The organism is Paenibacillus sp. DMB20, from assembly GCF_000987955.1.
Lineage (GTDB): Bacteria > Bacillota > Bacilli > Paenibacillales > Paenibacillaceae > Paenibacillus_AQ.
The window spans coordinates 476711-492008 of sequence record NZ_LAZU01000021.1 but is presented as its reverse complement, the minus strand read 5'-3'; the positions used below and the strand labels follow the sequence as shown (position 1 = coordinate 492008).

General features: G+C 49.1%; 18 protein-coding genes and 1 pseudogene. 8 read left to right on the top strand and 11 right to left on the bottom strand.

Annotated elements, in window-relative coordinates:
• Positions 1-16 precede the first annotated feature (16 nt).
• The 3 genes from XI25_RS09475 to XI25_RS33680 all read right to left on the bottom strand — a co-directional run bounded on the left by XI25_RS09475 (position 17) and on the right by XI25_RS33680 (position 2001).
• Positions 17-418 (bottom strand): helix-turn-helix transcriptional regulator, encoded by a 402-nt coding sequence (locus XI25_RS09475; protein ID WP_046678339.1) that lies wholly within the window; start codon positions 416-418, stop codon positions 17-19.
• A 182-nt stretch (positions 419-600) separates the two neighbouring features.
• Positions 601-1284, bottom strand: a complete 684-nt coding sequence (locus tag XI25_RS09470; protein WP_235439797.1) for a hypothetical protein — start codon at positions 1282-1284, stop codon at positions 601-603.
• 558 nt (positions 1285-1842) lie between these two features.
• Positions 1843-2001 carry a hypothetical protein gene (locus tag XI25_RS33680; RefSeq protein WP_200901404.1) on the bottom strand — a complete coding sequence of 53 codons (159 nt, stop codon included), beginning with the start codon at positions 1999-2001 and terminating at the stop codon, positions 1843-1845.
• Between the two features lie 241 nt (positions 2002-2242).
• Between XI25_RS33680 and XI25_RS09465 the strand changes: the two genes are divergently transcribed.
• From XI25_RS09465 to queF, 6 genes are all read left to right on the top strand, one after another.
• Positions 2243-2674, top strand: a complete 432-nt coding sequence (locus XI25_RS09465) for a hypothetical protein (protein WP_052759538.1) — start codon at positions 2243-2245, stop codon at positions 2672-2674.
• A 47-nt stretch (positions 2675-2721) separates the two neighbouring features.
• Positions 2722-3414 (top strand): AIM24 family protein, encoded by a 693-nt coding sequence (locus tag XI25_RS09460; RefSeq protein WP_200901407.1) that lies wholly within the window; start codon positions 2722-2724, stop codon positions 3412-3414.
• A gap of 292 nt (positions 3415-3706) precedes the next feature.
• Positions 3707-4387, top strand: coding sequence for a 7-cyano-7-deazaguanine synthase QueC (gene queC / locus XI25_RS09455; RefSeq protein WP_046678336.1), 681 nt, complete (start codon positions 3707-3709; stop codon positions 4385-4387).
• Positions 4384-4875: a 6-carboxytetrahydropterin synthase QueD gene (gene queD / locus XI25_RS09450; RefSeq protein WP_046678335.1), complete on the top strand. Its 492-nt coding sequence runs from the start codon at positions 4384-4386 to the stop codon at positions 4873-4875. The genes queC and queD overlap by 4 nt, the downstream gene beginning before the upstream one ends.
• On the top strand, positions 4868-5665 hold the full coding sequence (queE, locus tag XI25_RS09445; protein WP_152669105.1) for a 7-carboxy-7-deazaguanine synthase QueE: 798 nt from the start codon (positions 4868-4870) through the stop codon (positions 5663-5665). The genes queD and queE overlap by 8 nt, the downstream gene beginning before the upstream one ends.
• A gap of 24 nt (positions 5666-5689) precedes the next feature.
• Positions 5690-6187 (top strand): preQ(1) synthase, encoded by a 498-nt coding sequence (queF, locus tag XI25_RS09440; protein ID WP_046678334.1) that lies wholly within the window; start codon positions 5690-5692, stop codon positions 6185-6187.
• A 145-nt stretch (positions 6188-6332) separates the two neighbouring features.
• On the opposite strand, the gene XI25_RS09435 is transcribed toward queF, so the two are convergent.
• The 3 genes from XI25_RS09435 to XI25_RS09425 form a co-directional block, all read right to left on the bottom strand.
• Positions 6333-7232, bottom strand: a complete 900-nt coding sequence (locus XI25_RS09435; RefSeq protein WP_442950374.1) for an EcsC family protein — start codon at positions 7230-7232, stop codon at positions 6333-6335.
• A gap of 152 nt (positions 7233-7384) precedes the next feature.
• The gene (locus XI25_RS09430; RefSeq protein ID WP_046678332.1) at positions 7385-7858 is read right to left on the bottom strand and encodes a Dps family protein; all 474 of its coding nucleotides are present in this window, start codon (positions 7856-7858) and stop codon (positions 7385-7387) included.
• A gap of 188 nt (positions 7859-8046) precedes the next feature.
• A complete protein-coding gene (locus tag XI25_RS09425; RefSeq protein WP_046678331.1) occupies positions 8047-9519 on the bottom strand; it encodes a potassium/proton antiporter in 1473 nt (490 codons plus the stop codon).
• Between the two features lie 246 nt (positions 9520-9765).
• Between XI25_RS09425 and XI25_RS09420 the strand changes: the two genes are divergently transcribed.
• Both XI25_RS09420 and XI25_RS09415 read left to right on the top strand, forming a co-directional pair.
• On the top strand, positions 9766-10899 hold the full coding sequence (locus XI25_RS09420) for a GNAT family N-acetyltransferase (protein WP_046678330.1): 1134 nt from the start codon (positions 9766-9768) through the stop codon (positions 10897-10899).
• Between the two features lie 40 nt (positions 10900-10939).
• Positions 10940-11200, top strand: coding sequence for a hypothetical protein (locus tag XI25_RS09415; RefSeq protein WP_200901403.1), 261 nt, complete (start codon positions 10940-10942; stop codon positions 11198-11200).
• 104 nt (positions 11201-11304) lie between these two features.
• Here the strand turns inward: XI25_RS09415 and XI25_RS35745 are convergent, their stop codons facing one another.
• The 5 genes and pseudogenes from XI25_RS35745 to XI25_RS09395 all read right to left on the bottom strand — a co-directional run bounded on the left by XI25_RS35745 (position 11305) and on the right by XI25_RS09395 (position 15250).
• Positions 11305-11439 carry a hypothetical protein gene (locus tag XI25_RS35745; RefSeq protein WP_268794482.1) on the bottom strand — a complete coding sequence of 45 codons (135 nt, stop codon included), beginning with the start codon at positions 11437-11439 and terminating at the stop codon, positions 11305-11307.
• A gap of 109 nt (positions 11440-11548) precedes the next feature.
• Positions 11549-12543, bottom strand: a pseudogene (locus XI25_RS09410) (C40 family peptidase).
• Positions 12544-12596: 53 nt separating this feature from the next.
• The gene (locus tag XI25_RS09405; RefSeq protein WP_046678329.1) at positions 12597-13658 is read right to left on the bottom strand and encodes a dipeptide epimerase; all 1062 of its coding nucleotides are present in this window, start codon (positions 13656-13658) and stop codon (positions 12597-12599) included.
• Positions 13659-13679: 21 nt separating this feature from the next.
• Entirely contained in the window at positions 13680-14846 is a 1167-nt protein-coding gene (locus tag XI25_RS09400; protein WP_046678328.1) for a DUF819 family protein, read from the bottom strand.
• Between the two features lie 83 nt (positions 14847-14929).
• Positions 14930-15250, bottom strand: a complete 321-nt coding sequence (locus XI25_RS09395) for a DUF3870 domain-containing protein (RefSeq protein WP_046678327.1) — start codon at positions 15248-15250, stop codon at positions 14930-14932.
• Positions 15251-15298: the final 48 nt, after the last annotated feature.

Genomic DNA, 15298 nt, shown 5'->3' with positions numbered 1-15298 from the left:
CCGTTCTTTTGGGTTGTTATATGCTGCGTTCGGGACATTCTTCCCGCTCTCCGTTTTGAAACTCCGCCTTTTCGGCATTTTGCTTGTAGACGGCGGCAAGCACCTTCTCATAGGCCCCCTCGAAACTGTCCGGCAGCATGGGTTTGATTTCGTCAAGCAAAGGCAACAGCTTATACAGCGCTTGAACCTCATCCTCCGTTAAACCGAACGGATACATCGCGAAATGGCCGATAAACGAATACCCGCGTCCGCGTCCCTGATGGGTGATCGGAATATGCATCGCGCTCAGCGCGTCCATATCTCGGTAAATGGTTCTCTCGCTGGTTCCGCACCGCTCGGCAAGCTCTCTGGCTAAAATGCCGGGTCTTGCCTGAACGAGGATAATAATTTTCATCAGTCGGATCAGTCGGTCAGTCATATGCATTCTCCCTATCCATCTAGTAAATTAGACTTATAAAAAAGACTTAATAATAGTACATTCGACCCTTTTTCTCATATCCCTTCTTTTCCGACTGCTTTCACATAACTACCACGACTTACTTTTTCCTTCTATTTTATAAGCCTAAAGTCCTTTTTTTGAACATCGATTTGCATGAACCTTCAAACTGCGGCAACTGAGGCATAGGTATCCATAAACCTGCTTCCCAGCCCGTACAGCAATTCCGCTTCTTTTAAATAGTCGCCGTCATTCAATCGCGCAGCGTACAGGAGCATTTCGTCCGCTCTCCTGCGGATAATTTCCTCTCCGCGCTCATAACAGCCCCTTTCAAAAGCCCTTAGAGCGTTTTCAAGAACTGCCGGATTTTGCAGCAGTTTCAAGTATTTCTCCACACGCTTATCCATCATTTTATTCAGAACCGCCGTATGATTGCTAAACTGAAGAGACTGCGTAATAGAAGAAACAACAACCTGTTCTTCCCTCTCGTCCTCATATGTCCATAGAGCAGTAACTACCGGATAAACTCCTGACGGCCGAGCCGTTAGTTCAAATCCGAGAACAATCTGTTTTTCCATTCCCTGCCAAAGGGAACCCAGTATGAACGTGAAACTTCTGTCATTTAACATCTCGGCCTTACATCCATATACTTTAGCAAGCCGGACGCCCGCTCCAAGCTGAAGGTGCAGCTGAATCCGCCCTGCGACAGGCCTGAAACCCAAGTTGTCGTTTCTCGGTTGTCCCGGCATTCCTCGCCATTCCACCAGCAAATAGACCTGATTGGTCCCGCTTGCGGCTACATGGTTTCTGCTCCACGTAAAATCCGTATACAAGCCCGACTGCAACACACCCACCTCTTTCCTGTTCTTCTATTAATGTACCAATTCGGAAGGACAGCTTTCTGTCACGGAACATATGTTCGAACGCCCGTTTTCGACAAAAATCCCCCGATTCCTTAGAAGAGCTCGGTAATAGCGCAAAAAAGGGGCCTCCCAAAACCCCCTTGGTTGTTGAAAGACGCTGCTTCGTGCATAGCCCACCTAAAAAACGACAAAAAGAAATCGCTCTTTGATAAAATGGAAGTGTCAGGCAACCATCTTAAAGAAGCGATCATCTCGTTCGTGTCATCCATACCGCTGTAGATAGACAAATGAAGAGCAACCGGAACTCCCGGCGATTCCTGCTCCAGGCCTTATCCAAAGTGAGCCTGGAGCCCCTAGTGGCCTTCCTTTCTCCATAATCTGCTTAAGTAGGCACAAATGAGTCAAAAAGGTCAAGGGTTGGAGCAAGTTTAGCTCCAGTCCTTGACCTTTTTGCTTGAACAAAGAAAAGGGAACGGTCTCACAGAAGAAAAAAATCTACTTCTGGGACAGCCCCTTCATCTTTCCAGTTATTGCAAAGCTGGGTTAGCTGATAGCCGTTTCGCCCGACGCGTTTTGGCCGGGATATGAGTCGGCCGCTCGCTTCACCGGTGCATAGGTAACTTTATCAATCAGAAGCCCGCTGCCGACAGGCTTTCCGTTTACCGTGATCATAATTTTTTTTACATTGTTCTCTTTCGTCATATTCATTCTCCTTTTATGTTCCATACGTTTATTTTAATGGTGGGGGAGTGTTCGTCCGTTATGCGGTCCCGCCTCATTCGCAGCGCTTCCTGACTTCCATTACCCCTCAAAGCCGCAAGTTAAACCCCCTCATCCTTGTTTCTTCCTTCATCCTATGAAACGGGTATATGATATTATGGAAACATGTCAGGGCATGGTCCGTATATATGTTCAACAGACCTAAGCAAAGGCGGTGATCCCGGTGGACAAGCCCCGACCCTATAAAGCATATGTGATCCTCCCGCTGCTCGTGGCGGCCGGTATCCTCCTTCCTGTAGGTGAAGGCACCACACAGGCAGGTTATTTCAATGATATCTACAATAATTTCCAGCAGTTCTCCGAACTGCCGGACGAGATCAACGAGTTAAAGGACAGCTATCGGCGGGCGCTTCAAGACCTCGACCGGGCCCGGATCGATACGGAAGTATACCGGCAGCAAAATGCCGATCTTGCCGAACAGAATCGGCAGCTCACGGAAATGGTCAGCCAGTTGCAGGAGGCCGAGGCTGCCCGTAAACGCAATGCCGAACGGTTAAAAACCGTAGGCATTACGGCGGCAGCGCTTCTAGCCGGTTACTTCATCCTGACCCGGGCGCTCCGTTTCGGCATGCGGCGGAGCAACCGTCGGTTTTAGCGGCGGCACATCGTTCGTAAAAGGGGGAATCCGAATTGATCATCCGCATGGAAGAAACCGCTGCCGCCGGCGCTGGCCAGGCTGTCACCTTCTCCCTGCAAGAGGGCGATCTCGTCCATGTTCTGCACCCGGACCAAATCGTCGCCTATAGAGGGCCATCCCAAGGCCGCAGTGACCGGCTGATGAACGTAAAAGGAATGTACCGCAAGAAAAAGCTGATCCGGGCCGACGTCAGCGGGCCGAGCCAGTTCACGGCCGCGTTGCCAAGCGGTTACAGCATGCGGGAAATTCCCATTGGGAACAACGAGGACTTGTTGTATGATTTTCGCCATGTCTTCTTTTACACCCGGGGCGTCAGCATGCAGACCCGGATCCTGAAAATCAAAAACATGCTGGTTACCCGCGACGCGGTTAAAATGAAATTCAGCGGCAGGGGAAGCATCGGCATCCTGACGCAAGGCCCCGTCTGTGAGGCAAAGCTTCACCCGACCGAGCCTCTTTACATTAATGCCGGCAGCATTATCGCATACCCCGAGAACGCCAAGCTGGACCTGACGGTATACGGCAATCATCTGGCCAGCCAGCATATGGATTACCACTGGAAGCTGACGGGCGAGGGCTATGTCCTGTTTCAGGCAGGCAGACAAAATCAGCGGCTGGAGCGGGATATGAATGACGATGGCATCATCAAACGCTTTCTAAGGGAAGTAATCCCGTTCGGCGGAGTATTTATCAAATGAAGCGTCCGTGTTATAATTAACGGCATATGGTTACAACCGCAGTTGTTAACCGTCACGACAATAGAAGACAATCCATGCGTTTTACGCATGGGAGAGGTTCGCGAACTCCCTCTATAAAAAACTACACCGTCTTATTCATATGCAGTACCGCCGATCCTTCCAGAAAGGAAGATGGCGCTTCTGCGATAAATATAAGGCTTGTTTTTTTACGGACTCAGTTCAAGAACTTCTCTTTCTTCTTCGGGCCGGCACGGCGCCGCCTGCAATTTTGCGAAGAATGAGGGGTTTTTTTATGCTTAAAAACGAAAAAGCGGTCGTCGTGTTCAGCGGCGGCCAGGACAGCACCACCTGCCTGTTCTGGGCCAAGGAACAATTCGGCGAGGTGGAAACCGTCACTTTCGATTACGGCCAGCGCCATAAGCTTGAAATCGAATGTGCAGCCGAAATCGCCCGCGAGCAGGGCGTTAAACAAACGGTGCTGGATATGAGCCTGCTGAACCAGCTGGCACCCAATGCGCTCACCCGCAGCGACATCGAAATCGAGGAAGGGGAAAACGGCATTCCGACAACCTTCGTCGATGGCCGCAATCTGCTGTTTCTGAGCTTTGCTGCCGTGCTTGCCAAACAACTCGGAGCCAAACATCTGGTTACCGGCGTATGCGAGACGGATTTCAGCGGCTATCCGGACTGCCGCGACAGCTTTATCAAATCGCTTAACGTAACGCTCAATCTTGCGATGGACTACCCGTTCGTCATTCATACGCCGCTCATGTGGCTCGATAAAGCCGACACCTGGGAACTGGCGGACCGCCTGAACGTCCTGGACTACGTCCGCACGCATACCCTTACCTGCTATAACGGCATCAAGGGCGACGGCTGCGGGGAATGCCCTGCCTGCCAGCTGCGGGGTGCCGGATTGAATAAATACCTGAGCCGGCGTACGGCCCGGATGAATGGAGGCATCACGTCATGAGCCGGGAGCCTGGAGCTTTTCGGATCGTGGAACGGCTGCAGAAGCTTGGAGAGGACATCGATGCCGGAAGCTTGCGGTACCACAGGAAGCGCGTGCTCGTCTCTAAGGAGTTTACCTTTGACGCAGCCCACCACCTCCATGCCTATGAAGGCAAATGCAAAAATTTGCATGGCCACACGTACAAGGTGGTATTCGGCATATCCGGAAAACCGGATGAGGTCGGAATCACGGTCGATTTTGGCCAGATCAAAGAGATATGGAAATCGGAGATCGAGCCATATCTCGATCACCGTTATCTGAACGAAACCCTCCCGCCGATGAATACGACGGCCGAGAACATGGTCGTGTGGCTGTACGAGAAGATGGAGCAGGCTCTGGCCAAAGGAGAAACCTTTCGGGAGCAGGAGACCCGGACCGAGTTCGTCCGCCTCTTCGAAACGCCGACCAGCTATGCCGAAGTCAGACGGGAGTGGATGGAACATGAATAACGGTCAATCTCCGGCACCTGCTGCCGTTTCAAGCGAAAACCGGGCTTTCACAAGCGTGATCGAACGTCCGATTCCCATCATGGAAATTTTCGGCCCGACCGTACAAGGGGAAGGCATGGTTATCGGACGCAAGACCATGTTCGTACGGACAGCCGGCTGCGACTACCGCTGCGCCTGGTGCGATTCCGCGTTTACCTGGGATGGCTCGGGGACGGACTCCATCCTGCGTTTGAGTCCGGTCCAAATTTGGGAAGAGCTGCTCCGCCTGGGCGGAGACCGGTTCGACCATGTCACGCTTTCCGGCGGAAATCCGGCTCTCCTGTCCCAGCTCGGCGGCCTGGTCGATGTTCTGCACAGCCACGGCATAACGGTTGCCGTTGAGACTCAAGGCTCGCGCTGGCAGGATTGGCTGCTGGATATAGACGAGATCACGATTTCGCCAAAGCCCCCAAGCTCTGGAATGCATACCGATTGGGGCAAGCTGGACGATATCATTTCCCGTTTGTCCGCACGGACGCCGGGCCGTTCCTTCAGCCTGAAGGTCGTTGTCTTTGACGATGCCGATCTTGCTTATGCAGAAACGGTCCATGAGCGCTATCCGAACGTTCCGTTTTATGTGCAAACCGGGAATCCGGATGTAAGCACAACCGACGCCGACGCGCACGTCAGCGATCTTCTCGGGCGCTACGAGCGTCTTGTGGACGCGGTCATGCAGTCGGACCGGCTGAATGACGTGCGGGTGCTTCCGCAGCTTCATACTCTGGTGTGGAGCAATAAACGGGGTGTCTAATTCATGAAAAAAGGAGTTTTGAACATGGCTGGAAGACAGCGCCAGGAAATGGAAGATATCACCCTGCTCGGAAATCAGGGAACCAAATATAAATTCGAGTACGACCCAAGCATTCTTGAAAGCTTTGATAACAAGCACCCTTACCGGGATTATTTCGTCAAATTCAACTGCCCGGAATTCACGAGCCTGTGCCCGATCACGGGCCAGCCGGACTACGCTACCATCTATATCAGCTATATTCCCGATATCAAAATGGTAGAGAGCAAAGCCCTGAAGCTGTACCTGTTCAGCTTCCGCAACCATGGGGATTTTCACGAGGACTGCGTGAACATCATCATGAACGACCTGATCAAGCTGATGGACCCGCGTTATATTGAAGTATGGGGCAAGTTTACGCCGCGCGGCGGGATCTCCATCGACCCTTACTGCAACTACGGGCGTCCCGGCACGAAGTATGAGGAAATGGCCGCGCACCGCCTGATGAACCATGACATGTACCCCGAAAAAGTGGATAACCGCTAATCCAAGCAGACAAGACTTCATCGCTCCTTCTCCGAGAGAGGAACGCCGAATCATCTACGAGAAATATTAAGCAAATTATTGATTGGACACAAAACCGGAGCCGCCTGCGGCGCTCCGGTTTTGTGTTTGCATCGCTTTATAAGCGCTACAGCGGATATTCCGTGTTTCGCAACCGATACGCCACCCGGCGTTTTTTATACAGCATTTTCCCCGTCTCCGCCACATCCCCGATCGTTCCCTTGTTGCTGATGGATCCAAAGAAAATGCCGGCGATCGGTATGAGCTGGAACAGCTTTTTCATGCCGAAGCTGTCGGTATACGATTGCACTACCTCCCTCCAGCCCTGCAGCTGTGAAAACACCTGCTCCGAGCCCTTTTGTTCGTCAAAGGCGGCAAGCTCTTCCAGTACGGATTTTTTGCCGACGATATCGGCCGAAGCAAATTGCAGGCACTTGACGATAAACACCCGTTCCATCGGATCATTCGGGTCATAACCGTAACAAAGCGCCATCTCCTGAAGGACCTTGAGCGACTGTCCTAGTACCAGCGGAATGTCCGCAGCAATCGTGAACACTCCGCCGATGCCTGTGGCGGCGCCTTGAGCCGCGGCAAACTTCACCCTTTTTGCCGTTATTCCATCCGCCGTCATGTCCATGACGGAAAGAGGGAGCTTCGAGGCTTCCTCCAGTGTCATGACGGCTTCTTCCGTTCCCGGACCGGTAAACGTCTCTTCGTTCCCCGGCAGGCCGCTGCGTTCTTCCGTGTCCATTAAGCGATCCAACCCCGATTTTCCCTGAGCCGCCGTCCGGGCAAGCAGTCGGATGACCGTCTTCTCCCGGACAAGGTATTTGCCGCCGGATTGGACAAAACCCCCAACCTCATTCAGCGCTTCTCCTATTTTGTCGCGGACTACTTTGGGCGTTAAACGGTCCAATAGCATAAACGGAATGCGCCCGATTTTTTCCCAGAAAAACACGTCTTTCTGTTCTTTTTCCCATTTTAAGATCTCGTTCAGCTCGGCTTCCAGTTGGTTCTTGGTTTCCATCGTGTACATGTTTGCTTCTCCCCTTTGTCTTAGCTAAGAGGTATATACGCAGCGGTTGACATAAAGACTCGACTTTTTTCCTCCGCAATTCATTTCCGGGCATGGAAAAAAGCCGTCCCTTTAAAAAGGAACGGCTTTGGAGTTATCGCCTCTTATTTGCCGAGAAACGCGCTGAGCATCCAGGCCTGTTTTTCCACATCCGCCTTCATGCCGGTGAACAGATCCGCGGTGACGTCGTCTCCCTGCTCTCCAGCGGCTTCGATGCCGGCTTTCAAGCCTTCCGCAATCGTTCCGAGATCGGCTGCCAAAGCTTCAACCATCTGATCCGCGCTTGGTTCGCCCGAAGCCTCCTGAATTACGGACAGTTTTAAATATTCGCTCATTGTTGCAGCGGGTTTGCCGCCGATTGCAAGAAGGCGTTCCGCCAGCTCATCGACATATTCGGCAGCCGTGTTGTACAGTTCTTCGAATTTGGCATGCAGGGTGAAGAACTGGGGACCTTTCACAAACCAATGATAGTTGTGCAGCTTTACGCCAAGCACGCTCCAGTTGGCCAGCTGGGTATTCAATGCGGAGTTCAATTCCCCCGTCGTACGAATTTGATTATTTGCAGTCATGTTGCTCATGTTATCCTCTCCTTTTTATATTGTATTTAGACTTAATCTAAATCCTTGTCTTTATTATATCAGCTTTTTTTTCGTATTGCAAAACTCTTGGAATGATTTTTAATGAAGTTAGGATGAAGTTTTCCCATCGAATTTATACCTTCATCTTAAAACGATGGAAAATTTTCGACAGTTAGCTGCGTCACAAATCATTTTGGGCTTTTCGTTCCCTGCGCGTCCAATCCTAAAATGGCTTTCATCTGTTTCCGTTTCGTTTTCGGGCTCATCACGTACAGGGTGTCTCCCTGCTGGATGACCGTGCTGCCCCGTGGCGTAATAATCCGGTCTCCCCGGATGATCGCGGTAAACAATATATCGTCGGGCAGATGAAGATCCTGAATTTCCTTCCCGGCAATCGGCATATTTTGGTTTACTTGGATATGGTTAATCTCCGAATGAGCTTTGCCCAGCGCAAACAGCTCCAGCAAAGACGGCTGCTGCGGCCTGTCGTTCTCTACCAGATTCAGCTTTACCGCCAGCGGCGAGATCGTGGTTCCCTGAATGACGGCCGATGTCAGCACAACGAAAAAAACGACGTTAAAAAACATCTGTCCCCCTTCGATCCCCGCCATTATGGGATAAGTGGCAAGCACGATCGGCACGGCTCCGCGAAGGCCCGCCCATGCCACCATCAGTTTTTCCTTATAATCGAATTTCGCGAATGCCAGACTCGCCAAAACGCCGACCGGACGGGCCACGAACATCAACAGCAAGGATAATATCAGCCCCTCCCAGGCAATCCCGGAAAGCTGGCTCGGGAACACCAGAAGACCAAGCAGCACAAACATGGCGATTTGCATCATCCACGCAAAGCCCTGATTAAAAGCAAGAATCGTCCGGCGGTAGGTCAACTCCGTATTTCCCACGACGAGTGCCATGACGTATACCGCCAGCAGGCCGCTGCTGTGAACGACCTCGGCCGCGCCATAGGTAAAGATGGCAAATCCCAGGGACATGACGGGGTAAAGGCCCGACGAGTCGAAATTAATCCGGTTGATCACAAACACGGCAAGCAGCCCTACAAGCATGCCCACGATCAGTCCAAGCCCCATCTCCATCACGAAGGATAAGAGCATGCCTAATAAGGTCATGTTCGGAGACTGAATCCATTCAATCAAAGACACCGTCAAAAACACGGCCATCGGGTCATTGCTGCCGGATTCCGCTTCGAGCGTGCTCGTTATTTTCCGCTTGATGTTCAAACCGCCCATTACCGAAAAAACGGCCGCCGCATCCGTTGAACCGACAATGGCACCGATCAGCAAACCTTTTTCCAAAGAAATATCGAGTATGTAGGTTGCGCTGATCCCTACCACCGCCGTCGTGAGAAGAACCCCCAGGGTGGCCAAAGACAACGCAGGACCAAGGACCGGCTTGATCTCCTTGAAATCGGTCTGCATGCCTCCCTGAAATAGGATGACAATTAACGCAAAAATCCCGACCAATTGGGTAATTTCGGCATTGTCGTAATAGATATACCGGCTTAAAATCATGCCGATCGCCATAAAAAGCACCAAAGCCGGCATTCCGAACTTTGATGAAAACTTGGTGGTAAGCACCCCTGTCAACAGCAGCAGCGCGGATAAAATGATGACCGAATCAACAAAGCTGAGCAAAGGCATCCCTCCGATCTTGAAGACTTACTATAGATTACCCCAAAAACGGGCTGCTTAAGTCGATGGCGCCCAAGCCCGGCGTAAGGTTGAATAAGGCTTTACTAGACCGCCGGCCCGGGTCAGGTAAAGTGTTCTCTGCCTTTTAAAGGTGCGAGGTCTGGCTTTCAGGGAAATGGAACTTTATACTGGTTTTAGTTGGATTGTAAGGAATGGAATAAGGAATTGCATTTTAAAAAGGAGGAATAAAACATCATGCATGTTACTCGAATGGAATCGAAACAATTAAAGCAAGCCGTGGAGCTGTCGGACCGCATCTTCCTCAAGCAACCGGAACAGCCTTCCATGGGGACCTCCTTCCCTTTTATTTTTGATCCCGGCGTCAGCCATTCCTACGGCGCTTTTGACGAGGAGGGGAAAATCGCTTCATTTATGGGGCTTGTCCCGTTTACGATCCGGATTAACGCCGCCGAACTCCGCGTATATTCGATAGGCTCGGTCTGTACCGATCCGGAAAGCCGCGGAAAAGGCCTCGCGGGCGAACTGCTGAACCAGTGCTTCAAGCATGCCGAACGGGCCGGGGCATCGCTGGTTTTTATATCGGGCGGACGTTCCTTGTATACACGGGCGGGATGCCGTCTTTTCGGGCGGGCATCCGAACACCGCATGACGCCGGAAACGGCGGATCGGTTGTCGGGCTCCCTGGACAACGGCTGGGAGGTTCGCGAGATGGAGGCCGAGGATTTGTTCAGGGTTCATGAATTGCTGGGGAATCGTACTGCGGCGTATGCCGCCAGCCCAAACGAGTTGGACAAACTTCTCGGGGCCAGCGCCTTTGCCAATGTGATCCGGTTGGAACAAAAAGTTCTTACGGCGGCAAAAGACGGGGAGATAAAAGCCGTCGCCGTGTTGGGCGTGCCGGGAACGAGAATGACGCCCTCGAGGCCAGCCACGCTGATCGAATGGGCTGGGAACGGCCAAGCGGCTGCGTTCCTGCTCTCCCAGGCTCTCACCCTTTACGGGCTGCAGGAGCTGATCGTTCCGCTGGCATGGCAGGACCGGGAACTTTCGGGTTTGCTTGAAGCTTCGGGTGCAGCTAAAGAGAACATCCGCAACACCGGCACGGTTTACTTGGTCAACGGCCGCGAGCTTCTTCGCCAAATTGCACCGCTCTTTCCCGAGGAAACCGCGGGCATGCTTCAGGCCGAAGGAGAGCACGGACCATACCGCTACTCGTCCGGCGGGAAAACGATCATGCTCGATGACGAGGGGCTGTTGTCCCTCCTGTTTGATCCGCAGTCCCCGTACCGGGAGCAGGAGCAGGAGAATGGACGTCATGCTCTGCCTGTCATTCCCCTGCCTTACACTTCGGGTCTTCAGTATATTTAGCGGTTAAAAACCAGCCCATTTTTCCGGAATGGAGATTGGAATGAATAAGCATCAAAACAGAGGTTTGCCAACGACGGGGCCAAAGTTCGGGTATCCCGGCTTTCCGGGATATTATCCTTATCCCTATCCTTATCAGCCGTTTCCTTTCGGCTATTTTCCGCATTCCCCTCCATACTATCCCTACCCGCATTATCCCTATCACGGACATCATTACGGCGGGCATTGGAGACATGGCGGGGGCGATCACGGCGGTTTGAAACGCGAAAGCTGGCAGAAACAGATCCGTTCGGGCAAAAGCTAATCCGCCGTGCTGCAATATCCAAACGCAAGCAGTCCTAGCGAGGGCTGCTTTGTTATGGGCAGACCAGAAAAAAATCCCGGCCGCAAGAGTTTTACCAATCTGTACTATCGCGTCAGTCGGTACCCTTTGTTCGTCATTTCGTGGTCGAACCGGTTCAGGTAAATGTTACTGAACAGCGGACTAACAACGCTTCCTTGCGATGTTCCGTTTGGAGTAGCGAATTTCTTTCTGCTTTCCATATATCCGACTTCTCGCCATGCGTCCGGTATGCACTTTGGCGTTTCCTTATAGCATCCGTTACTGAAACTGCCGCGCATTCAATAAACCGAATTGAATATGATTATTTCCTCACTTATTATTTGGAAAATAACGGCGAGCGTTTGCTAATTCTTCGATATATCCTTTTGTGTTAACAGGAATGATTTCAACATCCCTTTTTGAATTTGGTGAGTGAATCATCATACCATCTCCGGCATACATCGCAACATGATGGACTCTTCCTTTACCATTATCATGGGCAAAGAAGAGTAAGTCACCAGGTTTTAATTCATCAAGTGGCACAGGATCCCCATATTTTGCTTGAACACTTGAATCACGCGGGATGGTAATGCCATGCGATTGATGGATGGTGAACGTAAATCCTGAACAATCAAATCCAAATCCACTCATCCCAGCCCATAAATAATGAAGGCCTAAAAACGTTTTGCCTGTTTCCACTAAGTCTTCTCCTGTCGGTGTTGGAATTGTGGATTGCGATTGATACATTTGTGCATCTTGTTTTTTTACCCAGGCATGATGGCCATCTGTCTTTAACACTTTAAAAGCTTGCTTTGTTTCTCCTAAATAAGGTAGGCGAGTATTGTAACTAATTTCAATTCCTTTTTGATTAAAAGAAGGTGTTGTAAAAAGATAAGTCGTTGGTGCTGTGATTAAAACAAATGGGTGATTTTCCTTCTCAGCATATTTTTTACTGTATGTTAACTGCGAAGCCGGCATCCAGCAGGATATCCCAAGTCATTACGCGGTGTTGGTTGACCATCTACTGCAACTTTTACCCATTCACCTTTTCTTTCAAGAATCGTGACCTTATTGCCGTAAAGGGCCTCCGTTTCTAGCATCCCATCATCAGATAATTGTACTTGCTGTTCATATGTCATAGAGCTTGTCCATTTTCTCATATCCACTGGATTTGTCGCGGATGGTGCATCAACAGGGCGTAGGATATCTGGAGCTGTCCAAAGTGTTGCGACGGAGACATCGACATAAGCAGTTTCCCCTATGTTTTTTTCCTCGGCATGAATCGGTGTATTTAACCCAACACCTGCTAGTAAAACAACCATCATAATCAAGAACCAACGTTTCATTTCCATCCCCCCATTTTATTCATCCAACATATCTAACCTTTGACTGAACCGATACCAGGTAAATCAGATAAAATAACTTCTTCAGTAACATAATAGAGTTCCTCTGGTTCTTCAGACAGCCACAATGGAGCATCTAAATCAAAATACTTCACGTTTGGATGGGCCGCCGCAAAATGAGCTGCAGCAGCGACCGAAAGTGCAGGTTCCATCATGCTTCCGATCATGCAAGCAACACCATTTGTCTCGGCAATACTGGCAATCTTCCAAGCATTTGAAATACCGCCACATTTCATAAGCTTAATATTTAATAGATCAACATAACGTCCGGAAACAAGCTTTAATGTGTCTTTGGCTGAAAAAAGACTTTCATCTGCCATAACTGGGATGCCAACACGTTCCGTGACGAATTTCAATCCTTCTAAATCATGACTTGCAACAGGTTGTTCAATAAATTCGATTCCTAAATCCCTTTTTTCCATATCATTTATCAATTGGACGGCTTGTTTTGGCGTCCATCCCTGATTAGCGTCAAGACGAAGTTTAACCGTTTTCGGAACAACATCTCGAATAGCCTCGATGCGATCAATATCAAGACCAGGGTTCGCACCTACTTTTACTTTTAAAATCTTAAACCCAGAATCTATATTTCTTTTAGCGTCATCTGCCATCTTTTCTGGTGTATCGACCCCAATAGTCATACATGTTTGAAGTGATTTTTTATCTCCAAGAAAGGCATGTAACGGCACATTTAGCAATTTACAATAGGCATCATGCAAAGCGATATCTGCCGCAGCTTTTGCACTTGGATTACCGACACAGCAAGATTGAATGCCCTGAAGTGCAGTTTGAAAATGACCGATATCACTTCCGACGAGCACATCTTTTATTGGCCCCATGAGAGCTGTCTCAATGCTTTCGGAAGAGTCACCCGTAATAACGAAGGTCGGTGCAGCAGCCCCCCTCCCTATGAGCCCATTCTCAAGAGTCAAGGTAACATCAATACTTTCTATTTCCGTTGCCGTTCTTAAAGCTGTTTTAAAGGGCATACATAAGGGTATTTTTCTGCGGCCTACTTGTAAATCTTTGATAATCACGGTTGTACACTTCCTTTCTTTTTATAGAAGGGCCAAAATTTTAGCGACAAACATGCCAAAATAAGTACCGAGGAATGAACCCATGAGAGCCATGATGACGCCAATTGGAATTAGTGTCCGATTATATGCAGCAGCTAACATTGGTGCTGAAGCCATACCCCCAATATTTGCCAGACTCGCAACTCCAAGTGTAAATAGATCATATTTAAATAGTTTCCCTAAAAGTAACATGATGATTAAGTGAACTAGCATGATAAGAAAACCAGACACTAGATAAATTGGTGCTTGAGCAATATTTGAAAAATCAGATTGTGATGCAATAAGAGCAACAATGATATAAAGCATGACATTAGAAACATCAAGAGCTCCTGGAATTTTAGCTACCGGTGTTTGAGCTAATACTAATCCAATAACCGAAGCGATCATAATGGTCCAGCTTGTTCCATTAATAACAGCTCCAACTTCAGGCAAATGCTCACCCGCAAAGGTTGATAAAGAAGATATTAAGAGACCAATACCAAGTAAATACAAGATATGCTGGAACTCCGGTCCTGTTTGCTCCTCTTCACTTGCAGCTGCAATCTCATTAAATCCTTGTTGGATAAATCCGTCATCTGCCTTTGTCCAGCGATTAAATGCTCCAGCGAATGGAACGAGCCAAAACATGAACATCACCCAAACGGCATAATTGATTGTGTCCATCATAAGTGCATAACCAAAAATATTTTCAGGAACTTTCAATATGTCTTGAAGGGCCACCATATTTGCTGATCCACCTGTCCAACTTCCGGCAAGTGCCCCGAAAGCTTTCCAAGTATCATCCACATAGAAAGGTTGGAGAACAGCATACACGATGACAAACCCAAAAAGGATACTGACAACTGCAACAAGATATCCACCAAACATTCTTGGACCAAGCTTAATGATGCTTCGCATATCGCATTTTAATAACATGATGGCGAGCATTGCTGGGAGTAAAGCACCTTTAACCCCCGAATACATAGCTGAAGTAGAATCATTATCCGCAAATAACCCGCATGTCTGCATCACAGCAGCTCCGATATAAATCAGAACAATGCCCGGTATAAATTTAAAAAATTTGTTCGTACTAAATCGCTTCTCAAAAGCTACCATCAAAGCTGCCATCGCAACAAGCACACTTAGATACATAAATCCATCTTCAATCATTGATAGTCATCTCCTTTTTTCCTTTGTACAAACTAAAAAATCCAGCCTAACAATGAAACAGTTAGACTGGATTTCGCCTAGGTTTAATTAGGCAAAGCAGTAATTGCTTGATATTTTTTTAGAGCATCATTAAATGCAACGATTAACGCTTTTTGGGATGATCCAAAATAACGCTGGCTAATGTCTTCTACAATCGAAGGATCATCCATATTGCGTCCAATAAAAAGCGATTGCACAAAACGTTTAGTTATGTCCACTGTCGCCGAACATTCAACATCTATGATCTTTCCATCTGTCTGGGCGACCACCATTGCCAGAAAATACTGATTATATTTTTTAGTAATCGGATTATTTTGCGGCGCTTTGGCATCACCGATAATAAAAATCGTATTCTTATCATACATACGGTTAGGTTCCTTTCAAGCGTATTATCAGATGATACAAGGGACCGA

Coding starts and splice junctions, on each gene's coding strand:
- XI25_RS09400 (WP_046678328.1), bottom strand. CDS start 14,846: ATGATTGAAGATGGATTTATGTATCTAAGTGTGCTTGTTGCGATGGCA.
- queD (WP_046678335.1), top strand. CDS start 4,384: ATGAGCCGGGAGCCTGGAGCTTTTCGGATCGTGGAACGGCTGCAGAAG.
- queC (WP_046678336.1), top strand. CDS start 3,707: ATGCTTAAAAACGAAAAAGCGGTCGTCGTGTTCAGCGGCGGCCAGGAC.
- XI25_RS09430 (WP_046678332.1), bottom strand. CDS start 7,858: ATGAGCAACATGACTGCAAATAATCAAATTCGTACGACGGGGGAATTG.
- XI25_RS09475 (WP_046678339.1), bottom strand. CDS start 418: ATGACTGACCGACTGATCCGACTGATGAAAATTATTATCCTCGTTCAG.
- XI25_RS09415 (WP_200901403.1), top strand. CDS start 10,940: ATGAATAAGCATCAAAACAGAGGTTTGCCAACGACGGGGCCAAAGTTC.
- queF (WP_046678334.1), top strand. CDS start 5,690: ATGGCTGGAAGACAGCGCCAGGAAATGGAAGATATCACCCTGCTCGGA.
- XI25_RS09425 (WP_046678331.1), bottom strand. CDS start 9,519: ATGCCTTTGCTCAGCTTTGTTGATTCGGTCATCATTTTATCCGCGCTG.
- XI25_RS09460 (WP_200901407.1), top strand. CDS start 2,722: ATGGAAGAAACCGCTGCCGCCGGCGCTGGCCAGGCTGTCACCTTCTCC.
- queE (WP_152669105.1), top strand. CDS start 4,868: ATGAATAACGGTCAATCTCCGGCACCTGCTGCCGTTTCAAGCGAAAAC.
- XI25_RS09395 (WP_046678327.1), bottom strand. CDS start 15,250: ATGTATGATAAGAATACGATTTTTATTATCGGTGATGCCAAAGCGCCG.
- XI25_RS09420 (WP_046678330.1), top strand. CDS start 9,766: ATGCATGTTACTCGAATGGAATCGAAACAATTAAAGCAAGCCGTGGAG.
- XI25_RS35745 (WP_268794482.1), bottom strand. CDS start 11,439: ATGGAAAGCAGAAAGAAATTCGCTACTCCAAACGGAACATCGCAAGGA.
- XI25_RS33680 (WP_200901404.1), bottom strand. CDS start 2,001: ATGACGAAAGAGAACAATGTAAAAAAAATTATGATCACGGTAAACGGA.
- XI25_RS09435 (WP_442950374.1), bottom strand. CDS start 7,232: ATGGAAACCAAGAACCAACTGGAAGCCGAGCTGAACGAGATCTTAAAA.